This window comes from Mesorhizobium sp. M8A.F.Ca.ET.161.01.1.1, assembly GCF_004792105.1.
Classification (GTDB): domain Bacteria; phylum Pseudomonadota; class Alphaproteobacteria; order Rhizobiales; family Rhizobiaceae; genus Mesorhizobium.
On sequence record NZ_SRTD01000020.1, the window covers coordinates 69,424 to 90,057 of the forward strand.

The window sequence follows — 20,634 nt, forward strand, 5'->3', positions numbered from 1 at the left end:
AACTCAATCCTTGAGATTGTCGGGGTTGAGCGGCGTCTTCAGCCAGGCCTTCGAGCTTTCATCCAGCTTGCCGTCAGCCAGCATCTTGGCGACGGCATCGTTGACGGCCTTCTTGAGGGCATCCTCATTCTTGTTGAGGCCGATATGCGAGGGCGAGGTCAGAAGCTGGAACTTCTGCTCCGGCTTCAGCACGTCCTGCTTCGCCAGAACCTGGGCGCCGACATCGTTGCCGACGACCATCAACTGGGTCTGGCCGGAAATGAAGGCCTGGATCACCGAATTGTAGTTGTCGAAGCGCTTGATGTCGGCAGAAGCGGGCGCTGCCTCGGTGAGCGAGGTGTCTTCCAGCGTGCCGCGATTGACGGCGATCGACTTGCCGGCAAGGTCTTCCTTGCCCTTCACCGACATCGCCGCCGGACCGATCACCGCGATGTAGTACGGCGCGTAGGCGGCGGCGAAGTCGATGACCTGCTCGCGTTCCTTCGAGTAGCCGACGCTCATCAGGATGTCGACGCGGTGGTCGTTGAGGTAAGGGATGCGGTTCTGGCCGGTGACGGCCACGGTGTTGAGCTTCACCTTGAGCGTGTCGGCGATGTACTGCGCGACGTCCATGTCGTAGCCCTTGAGGCTCATGTCGGCACTGGCCGAGGAGAAAGGCGGGAAGTCGGCGAAAACGCCGACATTGACGGTGCCGGCCTTGGTGATATCGGCCAGCGCGTCGGCCTTGGCCGCCTGCGTGGCGAGGCCGAGACCTGCCGCGCCCAGGACCAGGACGGCGGCGATGGATGATTTGAACGTCGATCGGATTGTCATTGTCATTCCCCTTCTGGATGCTTTTGATTGTTTGGGTCGGCCGCCGGCTCCAGCGCGGCGGCCGCCTTTGCTTTCCGGCCGTCAGGCTCCCTTGCCGGCCAGGGCCGGGCTGAACACCATCAGGCTCAGGATTTCGAACAGCACCTGCGCGCCGGCATGCGCGGTGTTGGTGGTCGCGTCATATTGCGGCGCCACCTCGACGACGTCGCCACCGACGATGTTAAGGCCCTTGAGGCCGCGCAGCAATTCGAGCACTTCGCGCGTGGTCAGCCCGCCGACTTCCGGCGTGCCGGTGCCCGGCGCGAAGGCCGGATCGACGCTGTCGATGTCGAAGGACACATAGGTCGGGCCTTCGCCAACGATCTTGCGCGCCTTCTCGATGATGGCGGGAATGCCGAGACCGGTCACCTCCTCGGCATGGACCACGGTCATCCCGGACTCGTAGGTGAACTCCCACAGATACTCGGCCGCGCCGCGTATGCCGATCTGGATGGTGCGCGTCGGATCGAGCACGCCATCGAGCACCGCGTTGCGGAACGGGCCACCGTGGTGGAATTTGGTCAGGTCGAACAGGCCGCTGGTGTCGCAGTGGGCGTCGATGTGGATGAGCCCGACCGGTGCCTTCTTGCCGACGGCCTTCAGGATCGGGTGCGTGATCGAGTGATCGCCACCAACCGACAGCGGGATGACACCGGCGACGACGATCTGGTTGATGCGCCGCTCGATATCCTCATGGCTGGTCTCCAGCCTGTAGCGGCTCTGGAACGGAACGTCGCCGATGTCGGCGACCCTGAGCTCATGCGTCGGCGCGCATTCAAGCACATGATTGTAGGGGCCGATGCGCTCGATGGCCCGCAATGCGCGCGGCCCGAAGCGCGAGCCCGGCCGGTTGGTGACGCCAAGATCCATCGGCACACCGATGATCGCCACCTGCAGGTCGCCAAAGTCGGGATTTTCGGCCGCGATTTCGCGATAGGGTGCGGTTAGGAAGGTCGGGATGCCGGAATAGGGCGCCAGCCGCGTGCCGCTCTTGGAAAAGATCTTGTCGGCGACCTTGCGGAATTTCGGATCGTACATCTCGCCGCCATGGCTCTCGCCATATTTGCGACGCAGCGCGTCGAGCTTGCCGCGATCGTATCCCATATCCGCTCCTCCTCAAGTGATGCAGTGTCGCCGTCGGTGATCTCGGGCGAACCGACCGTCATCCGGCCGGGCCGCTGTCCCGCTGGCTGAATGCAGATTTCACGTCTTGATGTTGTTCCGGGCAAAAGTGTCCGGCAGCCGCATTGAAAAAGCAATTGATATTGTTAGGGTGGTTTCTGTGAGAAAATCTCACAATGAAGCCGAGCGCCCATGGCCAAGCGCCTGCCACCTCTCAACCCGCTGCGCGCCTTCGAGGCCACGGCGCGCCATGCCTCGCTGACCAAGGCGGCGAGTGAGCTGAATGTCACGCATGGCGCCGTCAGCCACCAGATCAAGGCGCTGGAGCAATCGCTCGGCGTCAAGCTGTTCGAACGCGTCGGCCAGCGGGTCAAGTTGACCCCGCATGGCGCCGAACTTTTGCCGGCGGTGTCGACGGCCTTCGACGGCATCGCCGCCGCAACGCAAAGGCTGACGCGGCCGGCAAGCAGCGGCGCGCTGTCGGTGTCCTGCGTGCCGGCACTGCTGCTTTTGTGGATGACGCCGAGGCTCGGCAGCTTCACCGCGCAATATCCTGATATCCAGCTGACGCTCATCCCCTCCAACGACCCAAGGGATATCCGGGCGCCGCATATCGATGTCTGCGTGCACTATGGCGATGGCAGCTGGACCGATTGCTGGATGCGCAAATGGTCGGGCCTGGAGCTGTTCCCGGTGGTCAGCCCGACGCTGATCAACAACCGGCCGATCCGCAATGTTCGCGACCTCGCCGACCATGTCTTGCTGCATGGTGACGATGGCCGCGAGTGGCACACCTGGCTGGCCGCCGCCGACGCGCTGGACCTGGAGCGCGGTCGGCGCCATCATCTCGGCGATGCGCGCATGACGGCGGAGGCCGCGGTGCACGGCCATGGCGTGGCGCTGGGCGACTCGGTGACGGCAAGCGCGCTGCTGGCCAGGGGCATGCTGGTCGCTCCGTTCAGCCTGTCGGTGCCCGCGGTCGATGATTTCTATGTCGTTTGCCGCAACGAAATGCGGGCGACGCCGATCGTGCAGGTGTTCATGGACTGGCTGTTCGCCGAGAAGGCGGGGGATGACGGCCGCGCCGGCGCCCCCGTGGCGGGCCGCCTCGTCACCCGCCGCAAACGTCCAGCGCTCAAGGTGATGGGCGGCAAACCCTCGTAGCCGCACGCAGGGCTTTCTTTTTGTCGGGCCAGCCTGAAAGCGGGCAGCGTTTTGGTCAATTCGATGCTATGAGGCCTGTCGCTATTGTGGTGGCAGGGCAGCGAAGGCGGTAACGAGACATGGCCAAGACCGATATTGCACGGCGCGTCTATAACCACACTTGGAAGCTCGACCCGATCGTGCGCAGCCTGCTCGACACCGACTTCTACAAGCTTTTGATGCTGCAGATGATCTGGGGGATGTATCCCAAGGTCGATGCCACTTTTTCGCTGATCAACCGCACCACCTCGGTTCGGCTCGCCGACGAGATCGACGAAGGCGAGTTGCGCGAACAACTCGACCATGCCCGCACGCTGCGCTTCTCCAAGAAGGAGATGATCTGGCTCGGCGGCAACAATTTCTACGGCCGCAAGCAGATTTTCGAACCGGAATTCCTCGCCTGGCTGGAAGGCTTCCGGCTGCCTGAATATGAACTCTCCAGGCATGACGGCCAGTACGAACTCTCCTTCTCCGGCCCTTGGATGTACGCCACTCTGTGGGAGATCCCCGCGCTCGCCATCATCAACGAATTGCGTTCGCGGGCCGCATTGCGGTCGTTCGGGCCGTTCGCGCTCGACGTGCTCTATGCCCGCGCCAAGGCCAAGATGTGGGCCAAGACCGAACGGCTGAAGGCGCTGCCCGGCATCCGCATTTCCGATTTCGGCACCCGGCGGCGCCATTCCTTCCTGTGGCAGCGCTGGTGCGTCGAGGCGCTGAAGGAAGGCATTGGCGAAGCCTTCACCGGCACCTCCAATGTGCTTCTGGCCATGGACAACGACCTCGAAGCGCTCGGCACCAACGCGCATGAACTGCCGATGGTGTTTGCGGCACTCGCCAATTCGGAAAAAGAGCTGAAGCAGTCACCCTACAAGGTGCTGCAGGATTGGCAGCGTTACTATGGCGGCAATCTGCTGATCGTGCTGCCCGACGCCTTCGGCACCGCTTCCTTCCTGCGCGACGCGCCGGACTGGGTCGCCGACTGGACGGGCTTCCGTCCCGACAGCGCGCCGCCGATCGAGGGCGGCGAAAAAATCATCGACTGGTGGCGCGAGAAGGGCAAGGACCCCAGGCAGAAGCTGCTGATCTTCTCCGACGGGCTCGAGGTGGAGAGCATCGAGGAAACCTACCGCCACTTCAAAGGCAAGGTGCGCATGTCCTTCGGCTGGGGCACCAACCTGACCAATGATTTCGAAGGCTGTGCGCCGACGGAGACCAACAGCCTCGATGCCATATCGCTGGTCTGCAAGGTGACCGAGGCCAATGGCAGGCCGGCGGTGAAACTGTCCGACAACCCGGCCAAGGCGACCGGCGATCTCAAGGAGATCGAGCGGTATTTGCGGATTTTTGGCGCTAAGGATCGCGTGGAGCAACTGGTCAAGGTGTGAGGAGGTAGGCGGGATCTTGGAGAGGTCGAGTTCCGCCGTAGAGGGCTGTCGCTGGTCATTAGCGTTGCTGTCTGCCGCTTTGGGGCTCGTCTTACCCACTCCTGCCTTCGCCCACGCCTCCGACCGTGGCCACGTCCTCCTCCTTCCGACCGGCTACTACCTGATCGGCGGCGCGTTCGCGGTGGCCGTCAGCTTCCTTGTCCTTGCCCTGCTGCCGCCCGACACCCTCGACCGTTTCTGGCGTCGGCGCGTACCGCTTTTCACATTCAGCGACGGCGCCCGGATCGTTATCAGCCTGATTTCCTTTGCCGGCTTGGCAATCCTCATCACCGCCGGCTTCATCGGGAGCCGCGATCCGCTTTCCAATCCGCTGCCTTTGGTGGTGTGGACGCTGCTATGGGCCGGGCTGACCCTGCTGCAAGGGGTGTTCGGCGATCTCTGGTCGTGGCTCAACCCGTGGTACGGCCCCTGGCGGTTGCTGTCCCGCCTGACGGGCAGAGGCGATGAGGTGGCCAGGCAACTTCCGCAATGGCTTGGCTGCTGGCCGGCCGTCATCCTGTTCCTGGCCTTTGCCTGGTTCGAACTCATCGATCCGGCGCCGGACGATCCGGCACGGCTTGCCTTTGCCGCCGGCTTCTATTGGCTGGTTACTTTTATCGCCATGCTGGTGTTCGGCTACGACAAGTGGAGCCGCGGCGGCGAATTCCTCGGCATCTTCTTCTCGATGGTGTCGCGCTTCGCGCCCGTCGCGCGCGACGATGACGGCCGGCTCGCGCTGTGCTGGCCGGGCGCCAAGCTGCTGGCGGCCGAACCCTTGCCGGCCAGCGGCATGGCGTTCCTGCTGCTCGCTCTGTCCTCGGTCTCGTTCGACGGCCTGTCGAAAACCTTCTTCTGGCTCGGCCTGTTCGGCATCAACCCGCTGGAATTTCCCGGCCGCACGGCGGTGATCGACAGCGGCACGCTGGGACTCGGTATGACATTCGCGCTGCTGACAGCGGTGTTCCTTCTCGCCGTCTTTCTCGGCCAGCGTCTTGCCCGCAGCGATCGGTCTCTCGCCCAGTCGGCGGGACTGCTGGTGTGGTCGATCGTGCCGATCGCGCTCGCCTATCATGTCGCGCACTATCTGACGGCGCTGCTGGTCGACGGCCAGTATGCTTTGGCCTCCCTGTCCGATCCATTCGCGCTGGGCTGGAACCTGTTCGGCACCGCCGACATGCAGGTCGAAGCCGGCATCGTTGCCGGCGCCGGCTCCGCATGGTGGTTGTGGAATGTCCAGGCCAGCGCCATCATCCTTGGCCATGTGCTGGCGGTTCTCGTCGCCCACGGCTTTGCCTGGCGCCTGCATCCCCAGCCCACTCGCGCCGCGCTCAGCCAGTTTCCGCTCACTGTTTTGATGATCGCCTACACCATTTTCGGTCTTTGGCTGCTTGCCACGCCGACGGTCGGATGAGACAAGCCATCCCGTGCGGGCTTGCCCCCACGGAAAGCTCGCTTGCCAGGCCAAGCCTTTGGTGATTTAGTTTGTACACATGCAATTTTGCATCCTCTTGCCGAGGATGTTCGAGCCGCCTTATCGTTGGTCAAAACGCAAAAACAGGGGAACGAACGTGACTGACAAGAACGGATTTTTCGACCTCTCCAAAACCACACTTACCCGCCGCAATGCGCTGAAGGGTCTCGCCGCCGGCGCCGGTCTCGCCATGGCGCCCGGCTTTGTCCGCTATTCCCAGGCGCAAAGCTCGGCGCCGATCAAGATCGGTTTCCAGTCGCACCGAACCGGCATCGGCGCCGCCTATGGCCGCTGGTATGAGAAGACCACCGCCGCCGCGATCAAGGCGATCAATGCCGCCGGCGGCATCAATGGCCGTCAGGTCGAGGTCATCATCGAGGATGACGGCACCGATCCTGGCCGCGGCGCCGAGGTGGTCGGCAAGTTCGCCACACAGCACAAGACCGACATCGTCTTCGGCACGCTGTTCTCGCATGTCGTCATCGGCTCGGCGCCCGCCGCCGGCGAAGCCAAGATGCCCTATTTCGTCGTCAGCGAAGGCCACCACGTCGCCTCGACCAAGCTCAACCGTTACGTCTTCCAGCCCGGCATCACCGATGTGAAGAGCCAGATCCAGTCGATGGCGCCGTGGATCGCCGCCAATGCCGGCAAGAAGGTGACGCAGATATTCCCCGATTTCGCCTTCGGCTACGACCATCGCGACTACCTGCCGCCGGCGCTGAAGGCGCAAGGCGCCGAGGTGATTGCCCAGATCGCCATTCCGCCGACGGAATCGTCCTTCACCAAATATTTCCCGCAGATCCCGGCCGAGACCGAGGTGATCTACCATGTCATGGTCGGACCGGCGGTGCTCACCTTCGTCAAGGAACTCGGCGAATTCTACGGCTCCAACCGGCCGCAATTGTTCGGTTTCATCGATTCGCTCGAAGCCACCGACATCAATAGCCCCGGCCTGGAATTCCTCGACGGCAGCCACTTTTGGGAGGGCTCGCCGCGCTATGCGCAACCGGATGATTCCGCCGCGCAGAAAGCCTATCGCGCCGCCGTCGGCATCGACGACAATGGCGCCGCTGTCGGCGATCCCAAGGATGTCTCCACCGCCGCGCACATGTTCGGCTGCTGGGAGACGCTCTACGTCGTCAAGAAGGCGATGGAAGACGCCGGCTACAAGGGACCGGAAGATCGCGCCAAGCTGGTCGAGGCGACCGAAGCGCTGAAGGAATTCGCCGAAGGGCCTGAGCATCCGCAAGGGCCGAAAACCTTCAACGGCAAGATTCATCAGTGCTTTGGCATCCAGAACATCTCCAAGGTCGAAGGCGGCAAGCTCAAGGTCGTGCACAAGACCAAGATCGAGGACGGGCTTTACGAGGCCGAAGGGGATTACACGACGCAGGCGCTGTAGGCGTTGCTTTTCCAGCAAGCGTGAGCGCCCAGGCCCCCCTCTCTGTCCTGCCGGACATCTCCCCCTCAAGGGGGGAGATTGGATTTTACGGCGGGTTTCGCCAATCGCAGACGATGGAAAAAAAGAGCCGTCGCAGGAGCTGCCAATCTCCCCCCTTGAGGGGGAGATGTCCGGCAGGGCAGAGGGGGGCGCTTCGCGCCGCCCTATCAAGCGTGTAATCAATGCACTTCGGACCTCATCTCCTCCTGGCAACCCTCGAAGGCCTCGTCACCTCGGCCGTGCTGGCGCTGACGGCGCTGGGCTTGTCGCTGGTGTTCGGCGTCATGCGTGTCGTCAACGTCGCCCACGGCGAGTTCTTCATGCTCGGCGCCGTGCTTGCCTGGGCGATCACATCAGCAATCGGCGGCCACCCCGCGCTCGGCTTCCTGGCGGCGCTGGTGATCGCGCCACTGATCGTCGGCGCCATCGCGGTGGTCGCCGAACGGCTGGTGCTGCGCCGGCTCAATTACAACCCTGAAGCCACCATCGTCGCCACCATCGGCATGCTCTACATCATCCAGCAGCTGGCGTTGACTTTCTATGGTCCCGAAGCGCGGCCGGTGGAGCCGCCCTTCAGCTATCGCATCCTTCTGCCGTGGTTCGGCTATTCCGGCTACAAGCTGTCGATCATCGCCGCATCCGCTGTCCTGTTGATCGCGACATGGCTGGTGCTGACGCGCACGAAGATCGGCCTCATCATGCGCGCCACGCAGTACGACAGCGAGACGGCGCAAGCCTTCGGCATCTCTGTCGGCCGCGTCTATGGCGGCGTCTTCGCGCTTGGCGCCATGCTGGCGGCGATCGCTGCGGTGCTGATCGTGCCGATCAGCCAGGCGCACTACCTGATGGGACAGGACCCGCTGCTCTTGTCCTTCATCGTCGTCATCATCGGGGGCCTCGGCTCGCTGCGCGGCACCGTCGTCGCCGCCGTGCTGATCGGGCTGTCCGACGGCATCATCTCGATGTTCTTCTCGCCGACCTTGGCCAAGATCATCGCCACGCTGCTGGTCGCCATGGTGCTGGTGTTCCGGCCGCAAGGCCTGTTCGGGACGGCATCGCGATGAGCGAAGCTTCGCCGGCAAAGGCCTACGCGCTGCATCTCGGCGTCATCGCCCTGCTCTTCGTGCTGAGCTTCCTTTTGCCGGAGTACTATCACGGCCTGCTCGCCCGCATCATGGTGCTAGCGGTCTTCGCCATGGGCTACAACATGCTGTTCGGCTATGTCGGCCTGCTCAGTTTGGGCCACGCCATGTTCTTCGGCGCCGGGCTCTATGGCGCCGGGCTCGCCGTCATCCAGCTCGGCTGGAGCGTGCCCGCGGCATTCGCCGCTGGTCTCGGCTGTGGTGCCGTCCTCTCCCTGATCATTGGCCTTCTGGCGCTGCGCACCACGGGCGTTGCCTTCATGATCGTCACCATGATGTTCGCCCAGGTCTTTTATCTTCTCATCCTCTATTTCGCGGCTTGGACCGGGGGCGACCAGGGCATGGTGGTGCCGCAGCCGGCGCGTGTCCTCACGTTCGGCGCAACCTCGCTCGACCTCACCAACCCGACCGTGCGCTATATCTGCGCGCTGTCGCTGTTCTCACTCGTGCTGCTGATCACGCTCGCCATCGTCCGGTCCCGCTATGGCCGCGTGTTGGTCGCCATCCGCGAGAACGAAGAACGCACGAAGATGCTGGGCTACGACACCTTCTCCAACAAGCTCGCCGCCGTCGTCGTCTCCGGCACGATCTGCGCTGCCTCGGGTGCCGCCTACGCGCTGCTGTTCGGCTATGTCGGCTCGAGCTTCGCCTCGGTGCAATACTCGATCCTGCCGCTGCTGTGGGTCCTGCTCGGGGGTGCCGCCACGACGCTCGGACCGCTGATCGGCACGCTGTTCATGTACTATGTCATCGACGTCACCAGCGGCTACACATCGGCCTATCTGCTGATCGTCGGCATCGCGCTGATCCTGCTGGTGCTGTTCTTCCCCAAGGGCATTCTCGGCAGCATCCGCCAGCGCTGGCTCGGGTGGTTGCCATGACGCCGCTTTTGACCACCAAGGGCCTGTCGCGCAATTTCGGCGGCCTGCGCGCCGTCGACAGCGTCGACTTCACCTTGATGCCCGGAGAAATCCGCGCCGTCATCGGGCCCAACGGGGCAGGCAAGACCACTTTCGTCAGCCTGGTCAGCGGCCGCATCCGGCCATCTTCGGGGGCGATCCTCTTCGACGGCGCCGACATCACCGGCCTGCCGGCCTATGTCAGGGTCCGCCAGGGCATCGCCTACACCTTCCAGATCACCAGCGTTTTCGCCAACCTGCCTGCCTACGACAATGTCGCGCTGCCGGTGCAGCGCACGTTGAGCGACGGCCGCTCGAAGGGTGCGGTGCGCGCCGGCGTCATGTCGGCGCTCGAACGCACCGGGCTGGCCGACCGCGCCCATATGCCGGCCGGGCAGTTGTCCTACGGGCATCAGCGATTGCTCGAAGTGGCGATGGGCCTGGCGCTGAAACCGCGCCTGCTGATCCTCGACGAGCCGACGCAAGGCCTTGCCGATAGCGAGATCGACAATTTCGTCGAACTGGTACGCGACATCGCCAAGAGCGCCACCGTGCTGCTGATCGAGCACAACATGCCTGTGGTCATGCATCTGGCCGACCGCATCACCGTCTTCAACGCCGGCAGGATCCTGGCCGAGGGCGCGCCCGAAGCGATCCGAAACGACGCGGCGGTGCAGGACGCCTATCTGGGGACCGCCCCATGACCGATGCATTGGTGATCTCGGGGCTGGACTGCTTCTACGGCGAGGTCCAGGTGCTCTACGGGCTCGATCTCGTGCTGAACAAGGGCGAGGTGCTGTGCCTGTTCGGCCGCAATGGCGCCGGCAAGACGACGACGCTGAAGGCGATCATGGGCCTGGTTCCGGCGAGTGCCGGCTCGATCAGGCTCGCCGGCCGGGAGCTGACCGGCCTGCCGGCGCATGAAGTACCGAAGGCCGGCGTCGCCTATGTACCGCAGGGAAGGCGGCTGTTCGCCGAGATGACGGTGGCTGAAAACATCGAGATCGGGCTGATGGCGCGCGGCAAGGGCAAGGCGACGCGCGAGAACGTCCTCGACCTTTTCCCGCTGCTGCGCCAGCGGCTGAAGCAGCGCTCCGGCACCTTGTCCGGCGGCGAGCAGCAGATGCTGGCCATGGCGCGTGCGCTCTGTCTCGAGCCGCAGGTGCTTTTGCTCGATGAGCCGACCGAAGGGTTGATGCCGTCCATGATCGCCAAGATCCGCGAGACTGTATCGAAGCTGCGCGAGCTGGGCGTCTCCACCATCCTGGTCGAGCAGCGGGTCGACGCTGTGTTGTCGATCGCCGACCGAGTCTCGTTCATCGAGAACGGCCGCAACCGCGAGACGGTCGATGTCGACGCCCTGCGCGCCGACCCGTCGGCGGTCAGGCGCTATGTCGGTGTCGGCTGATCAACCGAGAAACAGAAAGCCGGCGATCAAGAAGGTCGGAATCAGCACCAGCCCGGACCACAGCATATAGCCGAAGAAGCCCGGCATCTTGACGCCACGATGCCTGGCAATGGCATAGACCATGAAGTTGGGCGCGTTGCCGATATAGGTGTTGGCGCCCATGAACACGGCGCCCGCCGAGATCGCGGCAAGCGTCGAGGCGAACTCCGTCATCAGGTGTTGGGGGTCGCCGCCGGCCAGCTCGAAAAACACCAGATAGGTCGGCGCATTGTCTAGGAAGGACGACAGCGCCCCGGTCAGCCAGAAATAGGCGAGGTCGTTGGGCGTGCCTTGCGCCGAGGTGACGAGCGCGACCAGCGGCGCCAGCGCGCCGTCATGGCCGGCTCTCAAAATGGCGACGACCGGAACGATGCAGATGAAGATGCCGGCAAACAACTTGGCCACTTCCGCGATCGGTCCCCAGTTGAAGCCGTTTGCTCGGCGGTGGCTCTTGTAGGAGAGGGGGAGCGATAGCAGGGCCAGCGCGAGGATGATGGCGTCGCGTACCAGGTTCTGCAGTTCGAGACTAACGCCGAACACGGAAAAGCTCACACCCGGCTTCCAGGCCGCCGACAGCAGGATGGCGCCGATCACGCCGGCCAGCAGCGGAAGGTTGGCCAGGCCGCGCAGGCGCACTTTCGTGTCCGGTGTCGGATCCTTGATCTTCGGTGCCCCGGCCTCGCGCCGGTGCAGGATGAGGTCGATCGCCAGGAAGACGGCGAGCACGACCACAACGACGAACAGCGTCTCGCGCCAGAGATTGGCGGTCGTCCAGAAGAAATCGACGCCGCGCAGGAAGCCGACGAACAGCGGCGGGTCGCCGAGCGGCGTCAGCGAGCCGCCAATGTTGGACACCAGGAAAATGAAGAAGATGACGACATGGGCATTGAAAGGCCTGTTGTCGTTGGCGCGCAGGATCGGCCGGACCAGGATCATCGAGGCGCCCGTCGTGCCGATCACCGAGGCAAGCGCCGCCCCGACGACCAGCAGTCCGGCATTGACCAGCGGTGTCCCGTGGATGTTGCCGGCAAGCAGGATGCCGCCTGAAATCGTGTAGAGCGCAAACAGCAGGACAATGAACGACATGTATTCGGTGAGCAGCGCGTGCAGCACCGCCTCGGTTGCCGCCGGGGTGCCGAAGGCGACCGCGAGCGGCACGATCACCAGCGCCGCCCACAAGGCAGCGATCTTGCCGTAGTGGTGTTCCCAGACATGGTGGAACAGCAGCGGACCGGTGGCGATCGACAGGAGCAGTCCGGCAAAAGGCAGCGCCCACCAGAGCGACATGGCGGCGCCCGGCAGGCCATGCTCTTCTGCCGCCAAGGCCGATGCCGGAAACAGCAACGCGACGATGATCGCGCCGGCCGCCCCGATCGCCATCGGCATGCATCCCCCTCTGCCCGCCACGGTGCGGTCAGTCCGACGTATGATCTTCGAGCGTCACGCCGGCGTCGCGCATTCTCGCCAGCATTGTCTCGAGCGATCCGTTGAGATCGATGCCACGGCAGGCATCGAGCCTGACCGTGGTTCTAAACCCCTGTTTGACCGCATCCAGCGCCGAGAAGGCGACGCAGAAATCGGTCGCCAGGCCGACCAGGATCAGCGTGTCGATGCCGCGTTCCCGGAGATAACCGGCGAGTCCGGTGGGCGTCGCGTGATCGTTCTCGAAGAAGGCGGAGTAACTGTCGATGGCGGGACGAAATCCCTTGCGGATGACGAGTTCGGCCTTGGTCCAGGCCAGCCCCGAGTGGAAATCCGAACCGAGACTGCCCTGGATGCAATGGTCCGGCCACAAGGTCTGCGCACCGTATGGCATTTCGATCGTCGAATAGGGCTGCGAACCCGGATGGCTGGAGGCAAAGCTGGAATGGCCGGCGGGGTGCCAGTCCTGCGTCAGCACGACATGGTCGGTTCGCCGGATCATGTCGTTGACCAGCGGCACGATCTCGTCGCCGCCGGCAACGGCCAGCGCGCCGCCCGGGCAAAAGTCGTTCTGCAGGTCGATGACAACGAGCGCTTCGTCGGCCATGGAGTTTCCTTCCTGTCAGGCTGCGGTCGGGCTCCGAATGAGGCGCCCGGCGAAAGAAGAAGCCGCTGGCGCGACCGGAGGGAGAAACTTGACCAGATGGCGGGCCGCGTCAACCTCCAGCGGAATAACAAATACGTGGCGATGCCCGCCACATGGGCACCGGCGTAAACTCTGGCTTTGACAAATTCCGCCGTCTTGATATCATTTGCATACGAATGAATTTGCTGGATCGAAAGCCGGCAGGATATTCCCAGGCGAAACGTCTTGGGAGGGCCGATCTCTGGGAAGGCCCATCTTGTTGGGAAAGCCCATTTTGTGTTGGGAAGGCCCATCTTACTGGGAAGGAAAGCGTGATCCGTTACGCGAAACCCACCACGGTCGACGAGGCGCTCGCGCTGCTTGGCGGCGGCACCTGGCGCATTCTTGCCGGCGGCACGGATTTCTATCCGGTACAGGGAAGCAAGCCGTTTCGCGACAATGTCCTCGATGTCAACGGCCTGACAACGCTGCGCGGCATCGCCGAAACCGCCAGCCACTGGATCGTCGGCGCGCGCACGACATGGACCGATGTCATCCGCCACCCCTTGCCGCCAGCCTTTGACGCCTTGAAACAGGCGGCGCGGGAGGTCGGCTCGGCGCAGATCCAGAACGTCGCCTCGGTCGCCGGCAATCTCTGCAACGCTTCACCTGCCGCCGATGGTGTGCCGGGCCTGCTCGTGCTCGACGCCGAGGTAGAACTGCGCTCGGTGGCGGCGACACGCTATCTGCCCTTGTCGCAGTTCATCCTCGGCAACCGCCGTACCGCCTTGCAGCCTGGCGAGATGGTGACTGCCATCCGCGTGCCGAAACCCTCCGGCACATCGGCCTTCGTCAAGCTCGGCGCCCGGCGTTATCTCGTCATCTCCATCGCCATGGTGGCGGCGCGTCTGGTTGTCGAGAACGGCACTGTCGCGGATGCGGCCGTGGCCGTCGGCTCGTGTTCCGCCGTCGCCAGGCGGCTGGTCGGTGTCGAGACGGCACTGCGCGGCCTTGCCGTGGGCGCCGGGCTTGTCGCCGCGGTTCGGTCGGCGCCGATGGTTGAGCTGTCGCCGATCGCCGACGTGCGCGGCAGCGCCGAATACCGGCTTGACGCGGTGCGCGAGATCGTTGCCCGCGCCGTGCTCGCGGCCACGGAGACGCCAGCAGGCGACAAGGTGGCCGCATGAGCATGGACCGCGCCGATATCGCCTTCGCCGTCAATGGCGCCGCTGTCTCGGTCAACGTGCCGCCGCTGCGCAGGCTGTCTTCGGTATTGCGCGATGAATTGCGGCTGACCGGCACAAAGGTCGGCTGCGATGCCGGCGACTGCGGCGCCTGCACGGTGCTGGTCGACGGCGATCCCGTCTGCGCCTGCCTGATGCCGGCGGCCTCGGCCGCTGGCACCGCGGTGACGACGGTCGAAGGACTGGCCAATGGCCGGCTGTCGGCGTTGCAAGCCTCGTTCCTGGCGCATGGCGCCGCGCAATGCGGCATCTGCACGCCGGCGCTGCTGGTCGCCGCAACCGCGTTGCTGGACACGAAACCCAGGCCGACCGAGACCGAGGTGCAGGATGCGCTGGGCGGCATCCTCTGCCGCTGCACCGGCTACCGGAAGATCATCGCGGCGGTGATGGAGGCGGGATGGTTCGGCAGTGAACGGTCAACTGCCAGCGCCGCCACTCATCCGCCTGCTGGCTCCCCGTATAGTGACGGGGAGAAGGGAAGCGCTCCAGCGTTGGCGCCCCCCTCTCCCCGCCCCTTGCGGGGAGAGGGTAAGGGTGAGGGGCAGCGCCAACTTTATGGACTGGATCGCGATCTCGATCGGAGGATGCCGGCCTCGGGCCACGCCATTGGCGCGTCGCCGATCAGGCTCGACGGCGTGCCAAAGGTGACCGGCGCCGAGAAATTCGGCGGCGATTCCTTCCCGGCCGATGCGCTTGCGGTGCTGGTGGTCCGCTCGCCGCACTATCATGCAAAGTTCGATTTCGGCGACCTCGACGGCTGGGCCAAGGCGCATCCAGGCATCGTGGGCGTTTTCACGGCCGCCGACATCCCGGGAAAAAACTGTTTCGGCGTTATCGGCCCATTCGCCGACCAGCCGGCGCTGGCCGAAGGCTTTGCCCGGCTTCGCGGCGAGGCGGTCGCCCTGGTCGCCGGCGAGCGAGAGGCGATCCTCGATCTCGATCTGTCGGATTTCCCTATCCGCTGGACCGAACTGCCGCATGTTCTCCAGCCTCGTGACGCGCAGGCCGAGGGTGCTGCGCTGATCCACGGCAACCGGCCGGACAACCTGCTGACCAAGGGCTTTGTCGAACGCGGCGATCCCGAGGCGGCACTTGCCAATGCGGCCGTCACCGCGAGCGGCGCGATCGACACCTCCTATGTCGAGCACGCCTATATCGAACCGGAAGCCGGCTATGCATATGTCGACGGCGACACGCTTGTCGTCGTCGCCTGCACCCAGGCGCCTTACATGGACCGTGACGACACCGCGAAAGTGCTCGGCCTTGCCGTCAACAAGGTGCGCATCGTGCCGACCGCGACCGGTGGCGGCTTTGGCTCCAAGCTCGACGTTTCCTTGCAGCCTCTGATCGGCCTCGTCGCCATCAAGACGGGACGGCCCGCGGCCCTTGCCTACACCCGCAACGAATCGATGATGTCGACCACCAAGCGCCATCCGGCGCAGATGAAGGCCACCATCGGTGCCGCCTCCGACGGCTACGTCACCGGCATGGTCTTTACCGGCGATTTCAACACCGGCGCCTATGCCAGCTGGGGTCCGACGGTCGCCAACCGCGTGCCGGTGCATGCCTCCGGCCCTTATCTCACGCCCAACTATCGTGCCGAGGGCCGCGCCATCCACACCCATGGTCCGATTGCCGGCGCCTTCCGTGGCTTCGGCGTGCCGCAGGCGACGATCATGCAGGAGACGCTCTATGACGAGCTTGCGGGCAAGCTCGGCATGGATCGGCTAGACTTTCGCCTGAAGAACTGCCTTCGGAACGGCTCCGAAACGGTTACCGGGCAGCTTCTGGTGTCTGGCGTCGGCATCGCCGAATGCCTCGAAGCGCTGCGGCTGCACTGGGCGCGGGCGACGGTCGACGCGGATACTTTCAACAGCACCAGCATAGATAGAAAGCGCGGTGTCGGCGTCGCGTGCTGCTGGTATGGTTGCGGCAACACCTCGCTTCCCAATCCGTCGACCATTAGGGTCGGCATCGCGCCATCGGGCGACGTCATCCTGCACCAGGGCGCCGTCGATATCGGCCAGGGGTCCAACACCGTCATTACGCAGATCTGCGCCGACGCGCTCGGCCTGCCGCTGGAGAAATTCCAGCTGAAGAGCGCCGATACGGCAATCAGCCCAGACGCCGGCAAGACTTCGGCCTCGCGACAGACTTTCGTGACCGGCAAGGCGGCTGAAAAGGCTGGGCGGGCCCTTCGCGAAAAAATCCTGCGCTTTGCCAATGTCTCGGATAAGGCTTCCCTTAAATTGGATGGCGCGGTGATCGTCATCCGCGAAGGCGAGGCGACACGCCGCATCGACCTTGCCGCGCTCGATGCGAATGCCGACGGCTTCGTCTTCCGCGCCGAAGAGACATACGATCCGCCGACGCTGCCCCTCGATGCCAAGGGCCAGGGCAAACCCTATGCGGTCTATGGCTATGGCGCGCAGATTGCCGAACTTGAGGTCGACCTCAAACTCGGCACTGTCAGGCTGATCAAGATCACGGCGGCGCATGACGTCGGCAAGGCGATCAATCCGTTGCTGGTCGAGGGCCAGATCGAAGGCGGCATCGCCCAAGGCATCGGCATGGCGTTGATGGAAGAATATATTCCCGGGCGCACCGAAAACCTGCACGACTATCTCATCCCGACCATTGGCGACGTGCCGCCGATCGAGACCATCCTTATCGAGGTGCCCGATCCCGAAGGGCCGTTCGGCGCCAAGGGCCTGGGCGAGCACGTGCTGATCCCGACGGCGCCGGCGATCCTCAACGCCATCCGCCACGCCACCGGCGTGCTGGTCACCAAGGTGCCGGCAACGCCAAGCCGCATCCTGGCGGCCATCCGCGAGAAGGAGGCACGGGCATGAGCGAGCTTGCCGAACGCTTCGAAACCCATGATCCCGGCGAGAAGCTGGTGGCGGAGAAGATCCGCTGCGATGCCTGTCCCGTCATGTGCTACATCGCCGACGGCCGCACCGGCGCTTGCGACCGCTATGGCAATGTCGCGGGCCGGATCGTGCGCATGGACCCGCTGACCATCCTCGACCATGCGGCCGAGACCGGCGCTGCCATGGTGCCCTTTGTCGCCGAGGGCGAGCAGTGGGACGGCGAACTCATCAACACCGGCCGCCGCTTCGTCACGGCAATCGGCGCCGGCACCACCTATCCCGACTACAAGCCTGCTCCCTTCATCGTCAGCCAGGAGGTCGAGGGCGTCGATCTCGTCACGGTGGTGACGGAAGGCATCTTCTCCTACTGCGGCGTCAAGGTGAAGATCGACACCGACCGTCATATCGGACCCGAAACGGCTGTCGTGCGGGCCGAGGGCGAGGCCATCGGCCATGTCACGACGGGCGAGTACGGTTCGCAGATGCTGTCGCTGGGCGGCGTGCATCATCTGACCGGCGGTTCCAAGGCGGAAGGCCGCGCCACCTGTGACGCCCTGCTCAATTTGTGCAACCGCAAACCGGTGGAACTCAGCATAGACGGCGGCGCCACGGTCATCGTCGAAGCCGGCAAACCGCCCGTCATCGACGGCAAGCAGGAACACCGCATGCGTGTCGGCTGCGGCTCGGCGACGATCGGCATGTTCGCCACGCAATGGCGCGGGCTGGTCGACGAGGTCGTGGTGGTCGACGATCACATCACCGGTGTCGTCTCCGAACACCAGGCCGGCAAGGTGCTGGGCTGGCAGGATACGGGCATCAAGATCGTTGGCCGCCGCTCGACACCGGGCCGCTATTTCAAAGTGTCCGAGCCAGGCCTCGGCTGGGGCGGCACCAGCATTTCAGATCCGCTGTCGATACTCGGCGAATGGAACGCCAAGAAGGGCGCGCGCCCGGGCCTGTCGCTGCTGATGGTTTCGACCACCGGCGAGCAGTTCGCCTATTACGAGCTCGATGACGACCTGAAGCCGGTCGAAAAACCGTTTCCGGAACGGCTTAGGAAATCGGTCAACCTGATCGAGGACAATTGCGAGCCGGCCTTGTGCACCGTGCTGTTCATCGGCGGCGCCGGCGGGTCGCTGCGCGCCGGCGTCACCGAAAACCCGGTCAATCTCACCCGTTCGGTGCAAGGCCTGACTACCTATGTCACCGTTGGCGGCGCCCCGGTCTATGTCTGGCCGGGCGGCGGCATCACGCTGATGGTCGATGTCACCAGGGTTCCGGAAGGCGCCTTCGGCTATGTGCCGACGCCGGCGCTGGTGGCGCCGATCGAGTTCACGCTGCGTCGCGACGACTATGTCAGGCTCGGCGGCTACGAGGCCGAAATCCGCAGCGTTGCGGACATCGTCGCCAAGGGCGGCGAGTATCTCAATCCCCGACGCGGCACAGGCGCCGCAACCCAAAATCCATGGCCGCCGCTGGCGCAATTGCGCCGCGTGGGTCCGAACGGGGCGGGGTGATGGAAGATCCGCAAGCGCACTGGCTGCAGGACGGCAAGCGGCTGCATCTCAACCATGGGCCGATCGACCTGATCGTCGAGGCCTTTGGCGAGGCTGATGAGTGTCGAGCCGCCTACGTCCAGGCCGTCGCGCGCTTCCAAACGATCCTGATCGAGCTGGTCGAGGAGCTTCCCGAATTGCGGCTCCCGGCATTTTTCTTGGCGCCGCGAGCCTTCGCCGGCCCGACGGCGCGCCGCATGGAAGCAGCCGTCATGCCCATGGCGGAATGCTTCATCACACCGATGGCCGCCGTTGCCGGGTCGGTAGCCGACGAAATGCTTGCCGCGCTGCTTGCCGGACGCAAGCTCGATCGCGCCTATGTCAACAATGGCGGCGACAGCGCCCTCCACATCGGCAGAGGCCGCTCGATGGGATTGGCGGTCGCCGGCACCGGCAACGGCATGGCCGACCGGATCACGATCCGCGCGCAGGATGGCGTGCGTGGCGTTGCAACCAGCGGCTGGCGTGGCCGCTCCTTCTCGCTTGGCATTGCCGACGCCGTCACCGTGCTGGCGCGGACTGGCGCCGAGGCCGATGCGGCGGCAACGCTGATAGCCAACGCGGTGGACCTGCCCGGCAATCTCGCCATCAGGCGCGTTCCCGCACGCGACCTGTCGCCCGACAGCGATCTTGGCGCGCGGCTGGTGACGCAAGCCGTCGGCACGCTTGCACCTGATGAGGTGGCACGCGCCCTGGACAATGGCCTTGCCGTCGCCGAAGATTTTCGCCGGCGCGGCCTGATCGCCGCATCGGCGCTGTTTCTTGGCGGGGAAGCCCGCATCAGCGGCTCCGTTGCACTCGTCGCGCCCAACAAGCATGAACCGGAGGAAGTTGCCCATGCCTGAATTTCCGATCCGCAAGATCGCGGTGCTGAGCGAAGAAATCTTCCACGATGGCGGACCGGCCGCCGCGGTGCCGCGCCGGCGTGCCGCTGCCATGGCCGTGGTCAGGAACCCGTTCGCCGGGCGCTATGTCGAGGATCTGCAGAGCGCCATGGATGATCTGAAGCCGCTCGGCCTGCTGCTCGCCGACCGGCTGATCGCCGCCCTCGGCGGCGACGTCAAACAGATCGACGGCTACGGCAAGGGCGCCATCGTCGGCAGCGCGGGCGAGCTGGAACATGGCGCGCTGTGGCATGTGCCGGGCGGCTATGCGATGCGCGAGCGGCTGGGCGATGCCAAGGCGATCGTGCCGTCGGCCAAGAAGGTCGGCGCCTTCGGCTCAAAGCTCGACGTGCCGCTCGGCCACATCAACGCCGCCTATGTGCGCAGCCATTTCGACGCCATGGAAGTCGGCATCAGTGACGGCCCGCGTCCCGACGAGATCCTGTTCTGCCTCGCCATGACCTGCGGCCCGCGCGTCCATAATCGGATGGGTGGCCTCGCTGCGGATGACATAAAAGCCTGGGACGGGCTGCGGTGAGCGGCGAGGACAACCTGCTCAAGCTGGTCGAGGCCGAAGAGGCCGACGATCACGACTACCTCCTGCAGGAGCAGGTCGGCTTCATTCTGCGCAAGGCGCACCAGCGCCATGTTTCGATCTTCGCTGCCCGTATCGCCGATCTGACGCCGCCGCAATTCGCCGCACTCGCCAAGTTGCGCGACGTTGGCGAAACTTCGCAGAACCAGCTCGGCACGCTGATCGCCATGGACGCGGCGACGGTGAAAGGCGTCATCGACCGGCTGAAGGCGCGTGGCCTGGTCGAGCTTTCCAGGCATGAGGTCGACAAAAGGCGGCTGCTGGTAAACCTGACGCCGGAGGGCCGCGACGCGATCGAGCGCCTGATCCCGCTGGCCCGCGAGATCACGCTGGAGACCCTGGCGCCGCTCACGGCCAAGGAGGCCGCCACTTTCATGAAGCTGCTGGCCAAGCTGGCGTAAGGTGCGGATCTTACCAGCCTGCAGAAGCTGGTC

General features: G+C 64.6%; 18 protein-coding genes. 14 read left to right on the forward strand and 4 right to left on the reverse strand.

The annotated features are described in order from the left end of the window. Positions 1–3: 3 nt before the first annotated feature. Entirely contained in the window at positions 4–813 is an 810-nt protein-coding gene (locus EN804_RS30265; RefSeq protein WP_135921956.1) for a transporter substrate-binding domain-containing protein, read from the reverse strand. Positions 814–894: 81 nt separating this feature from the next. After that, on the reverse strand, positions 895–1,956 hold the full coding sequence (gene speB / locus EN804_RS30270; protein ID WP_135921957.1) for an agmatinase: 1,062 nt from the start codon (positions 1,954–1,956) through the stop codon (positions 895–897). 210 nt (positions 1,957–2,166) lie between these two features. Here speB and gcvA point away from each other — a divergent pair, with 210 nt between their 5' ends. From gcvA to EN804_RS30315, 8 genes are all read left to right on the forward strand, one after another. Continuing rightward, the gene (gcvA, locus tag EN804_RS30275; protein WP_127871275.1) at positions 2,167–3,138 is read left to right on the forward strand and encodes a transcriptional regulator GcvA; all 972 of its coding nucleotides are present in this window, start codon (positions 2,167–2,169) and stop codon (positions 3,136–3,138) included. Between the two features lie 119 nt (positions 3,139–3,257). After that, a complete protein-coding gene (pncB, locus tag EN804_RS30280; protein WP_135921958.1) occupies positions 3,258–4,562 on the forward strand; it encodes a nicotinate phosphoribosyltransferase in 1,305 nt (434 codons plus the stop codon). A gap of 64 nt (positions 4,563–4,626) precedes the next feature. Then, the gene (locus tag EN804_RS30285; RefSeq protein ID WP_189524591.1) at positions 4,627–6,012 is read left to right on the forward strand and encodes a hypothetical protein; all 1,386 of its coding nucleotides are present in this window, start codon (positions 4,627–4,629) and stop codon (positions 6,010–6,012) included. 157 nt (positions 6,013–6,169) lie between these two features. After that, positions 6,170–7,474: an ABC transporter substrate-binding protein gene (locus EN804_RS30290; protein ID WP_127278104.1), complete on the forward strand. Its 1,305-nt coding sequence runs from the start codon at positions 6,170–6,172 to the stop codon at positions 7,472–7,474. Between the two features lie 221 nt (positions 7,475–7,695). Then, positions 7,696–8,577 carry a branched-chain amino acid ABC transporter permease gene (locus EN804_RS30300; RefSeq protein ID WP_135921959.1) on the forward strand — a complete coding sequence of 294 codons (882 nt, stop codon included), beginning with the start codon at positions 7,696–7,698 and terminating at the stop codon, positions 8,575–8,577. Next, entirely contained in the window at positions 8,574–9,536 is a 963-nt protein-coding gene (locus EN804_RS30305) for a branched-chain amino acid ABC transporter permease (RefSeq protein WP_135921960.1), read from the forward strand. The genes EN804_RS30300 and EN804_RS30305 overlap by 4 nt, the downstream gene beginning before the upstream one ends. Continuing rightward, on the forward strand, positions 9,533–10,258 hold the full coding sequence (locus tag EN804_RS30310; protein ID WP_135921961.1) for an ABC transporter ATP-binding protein: 726 nt from the start codon (positions 9,533–9,535) through the stop codon (positions 10,256–10,258). Before EN804_RS30305 ends, EN804_RS30310 begins: the two co-directional genes overlap by 4 nt. Then, positions 10,255–10,962: an ABC transporter ATP-binding protein gene (locus EN804_RS30315; protein ID WP_135921962.1), complete on the forward strand. Its 708-nt coding sequence runs from the start codon at positions 10,255–10,257 to the stop codon at positions 10,960–10,962. Before EN804_RS30310 ends, EN804_RS30315 begins: the two co-directional genes overlap by 4 nt. Here the strand turns inward: EN804_RS30315 and EN804_RS30320 are convergent, their stop codons facing one another. Both EN804_RS30320 and pncA read right to left on the reverse strand, forming a co-directional pair. Continuing rightward, entirely contained in the window at positions 10,963–12,387 is a 1,425-nt protein-coding gene (locus EN804_RS30320; protein ID WP_189524592.1) for a sodium:proton antiporter, read from the reverse strand. A 28-nt stretch (positions 12,388–12,415) separates the two neighbouring features. After that, positions 12,416–13,030, reverse strand: coding sequence for a bifunctional nicotinamidase/pyrazinamidase (pncA, locus tag EN804_RS30325; RefSeq protein WP_127871280.1), 615 nt, complete (start codon positions 13,028–13,030; stop codon positions 12,416–12,418). A 350-nt stretch (positions 13,031–13,380) separates the two neighbouring features. On the opposite strand from pncA, the gene EN804_RS30330 reads away from it, so the two are divergent. From EN804_RS30330 to EN804_RS30355, 6 genes are read left to right on the forward strand one after another with little or no spacing between them, the layout of a single operon-like run. Further along, entirely contained in the window at positions 13,381–14,235 is an 855-nt protein-coding gene (locus EN804_RS30330; RefSeq protein ID WP_135921964.1) for a xanthine dehydrogenase family protein subunit M, read from the forward strand. Between the two features lie 2 nt (positions 14,236–14,237). Continuing rightward, the gene (locus tag EN804_RS30335; RefSeq protein ID WP_246693508.1) at positions 14,238–17,144 is read left to right on the forward strand and encodes a molybdopterin-dependent oxidoreductase; all 2,907 of its coding nucleotides are present in this window, start codon (positions 14,238–14,240) and stop codon (positions 17,142–17,144) included. Next, complete coding sequence (locus EN804_RS30340; RefSeq protein WP_127279116.1) at positions 17,141–18,682, forward strand: 6-hydroxynicotinate reductase; 1,542 nt, start codon at positions 17,141–17,143, stop codon at positions 18,680–18,682. The genes EN804_RS30335 and EN804_RS30340 overlap by 4 nt, the downstream gene beginning before the upstream one ends. Then, the gene (locus EN804_RS30345) at positions 18,682–19,566 is read left to right on the forward strand and encodes a UPF0280 family protein (RefSeq protein WP_135921966.1); all 885 of its coding nucleotides are present in this window, start codon (positions 18,682–18,684) and stop codon (positions 19,564–19,566) included. The genes EN804_RS30340 and EN804_RS30345 overlap by 1 nt, the downstream gene beginning before the upstream one ends. Continuing rightward, complete coding sequence (locus EN804_RS30350) at positions 19,559–20,143, forward strand: amino acid synthesis family protein (protein WP_135917072.1); 585 nt, start codon at positions 19,559–19,561, stop codon at positions 20,141–20,143. Before EN804_RS30345 ends, EN804_RS30350 begins: the two co-directional genes overlap by 8 nt. Continuing rightward, positions 20,140–20,601, forward strand: coding sequence for a MarR family transcriptional regulator (locus EN804_RS30355; RefSeq protein ID WP_127279119.1), 462 nt, complete (start codon positions 20,140–20,142; stop codon positions 20,599–20,601). Before EN804_RS30350 ends, EN804_RS30355 begins: the two co-directional genes overlap by 4 nt. The last annotated feature ends 33 nt before the right edge of the window (positions 20,602–20,634 follow it).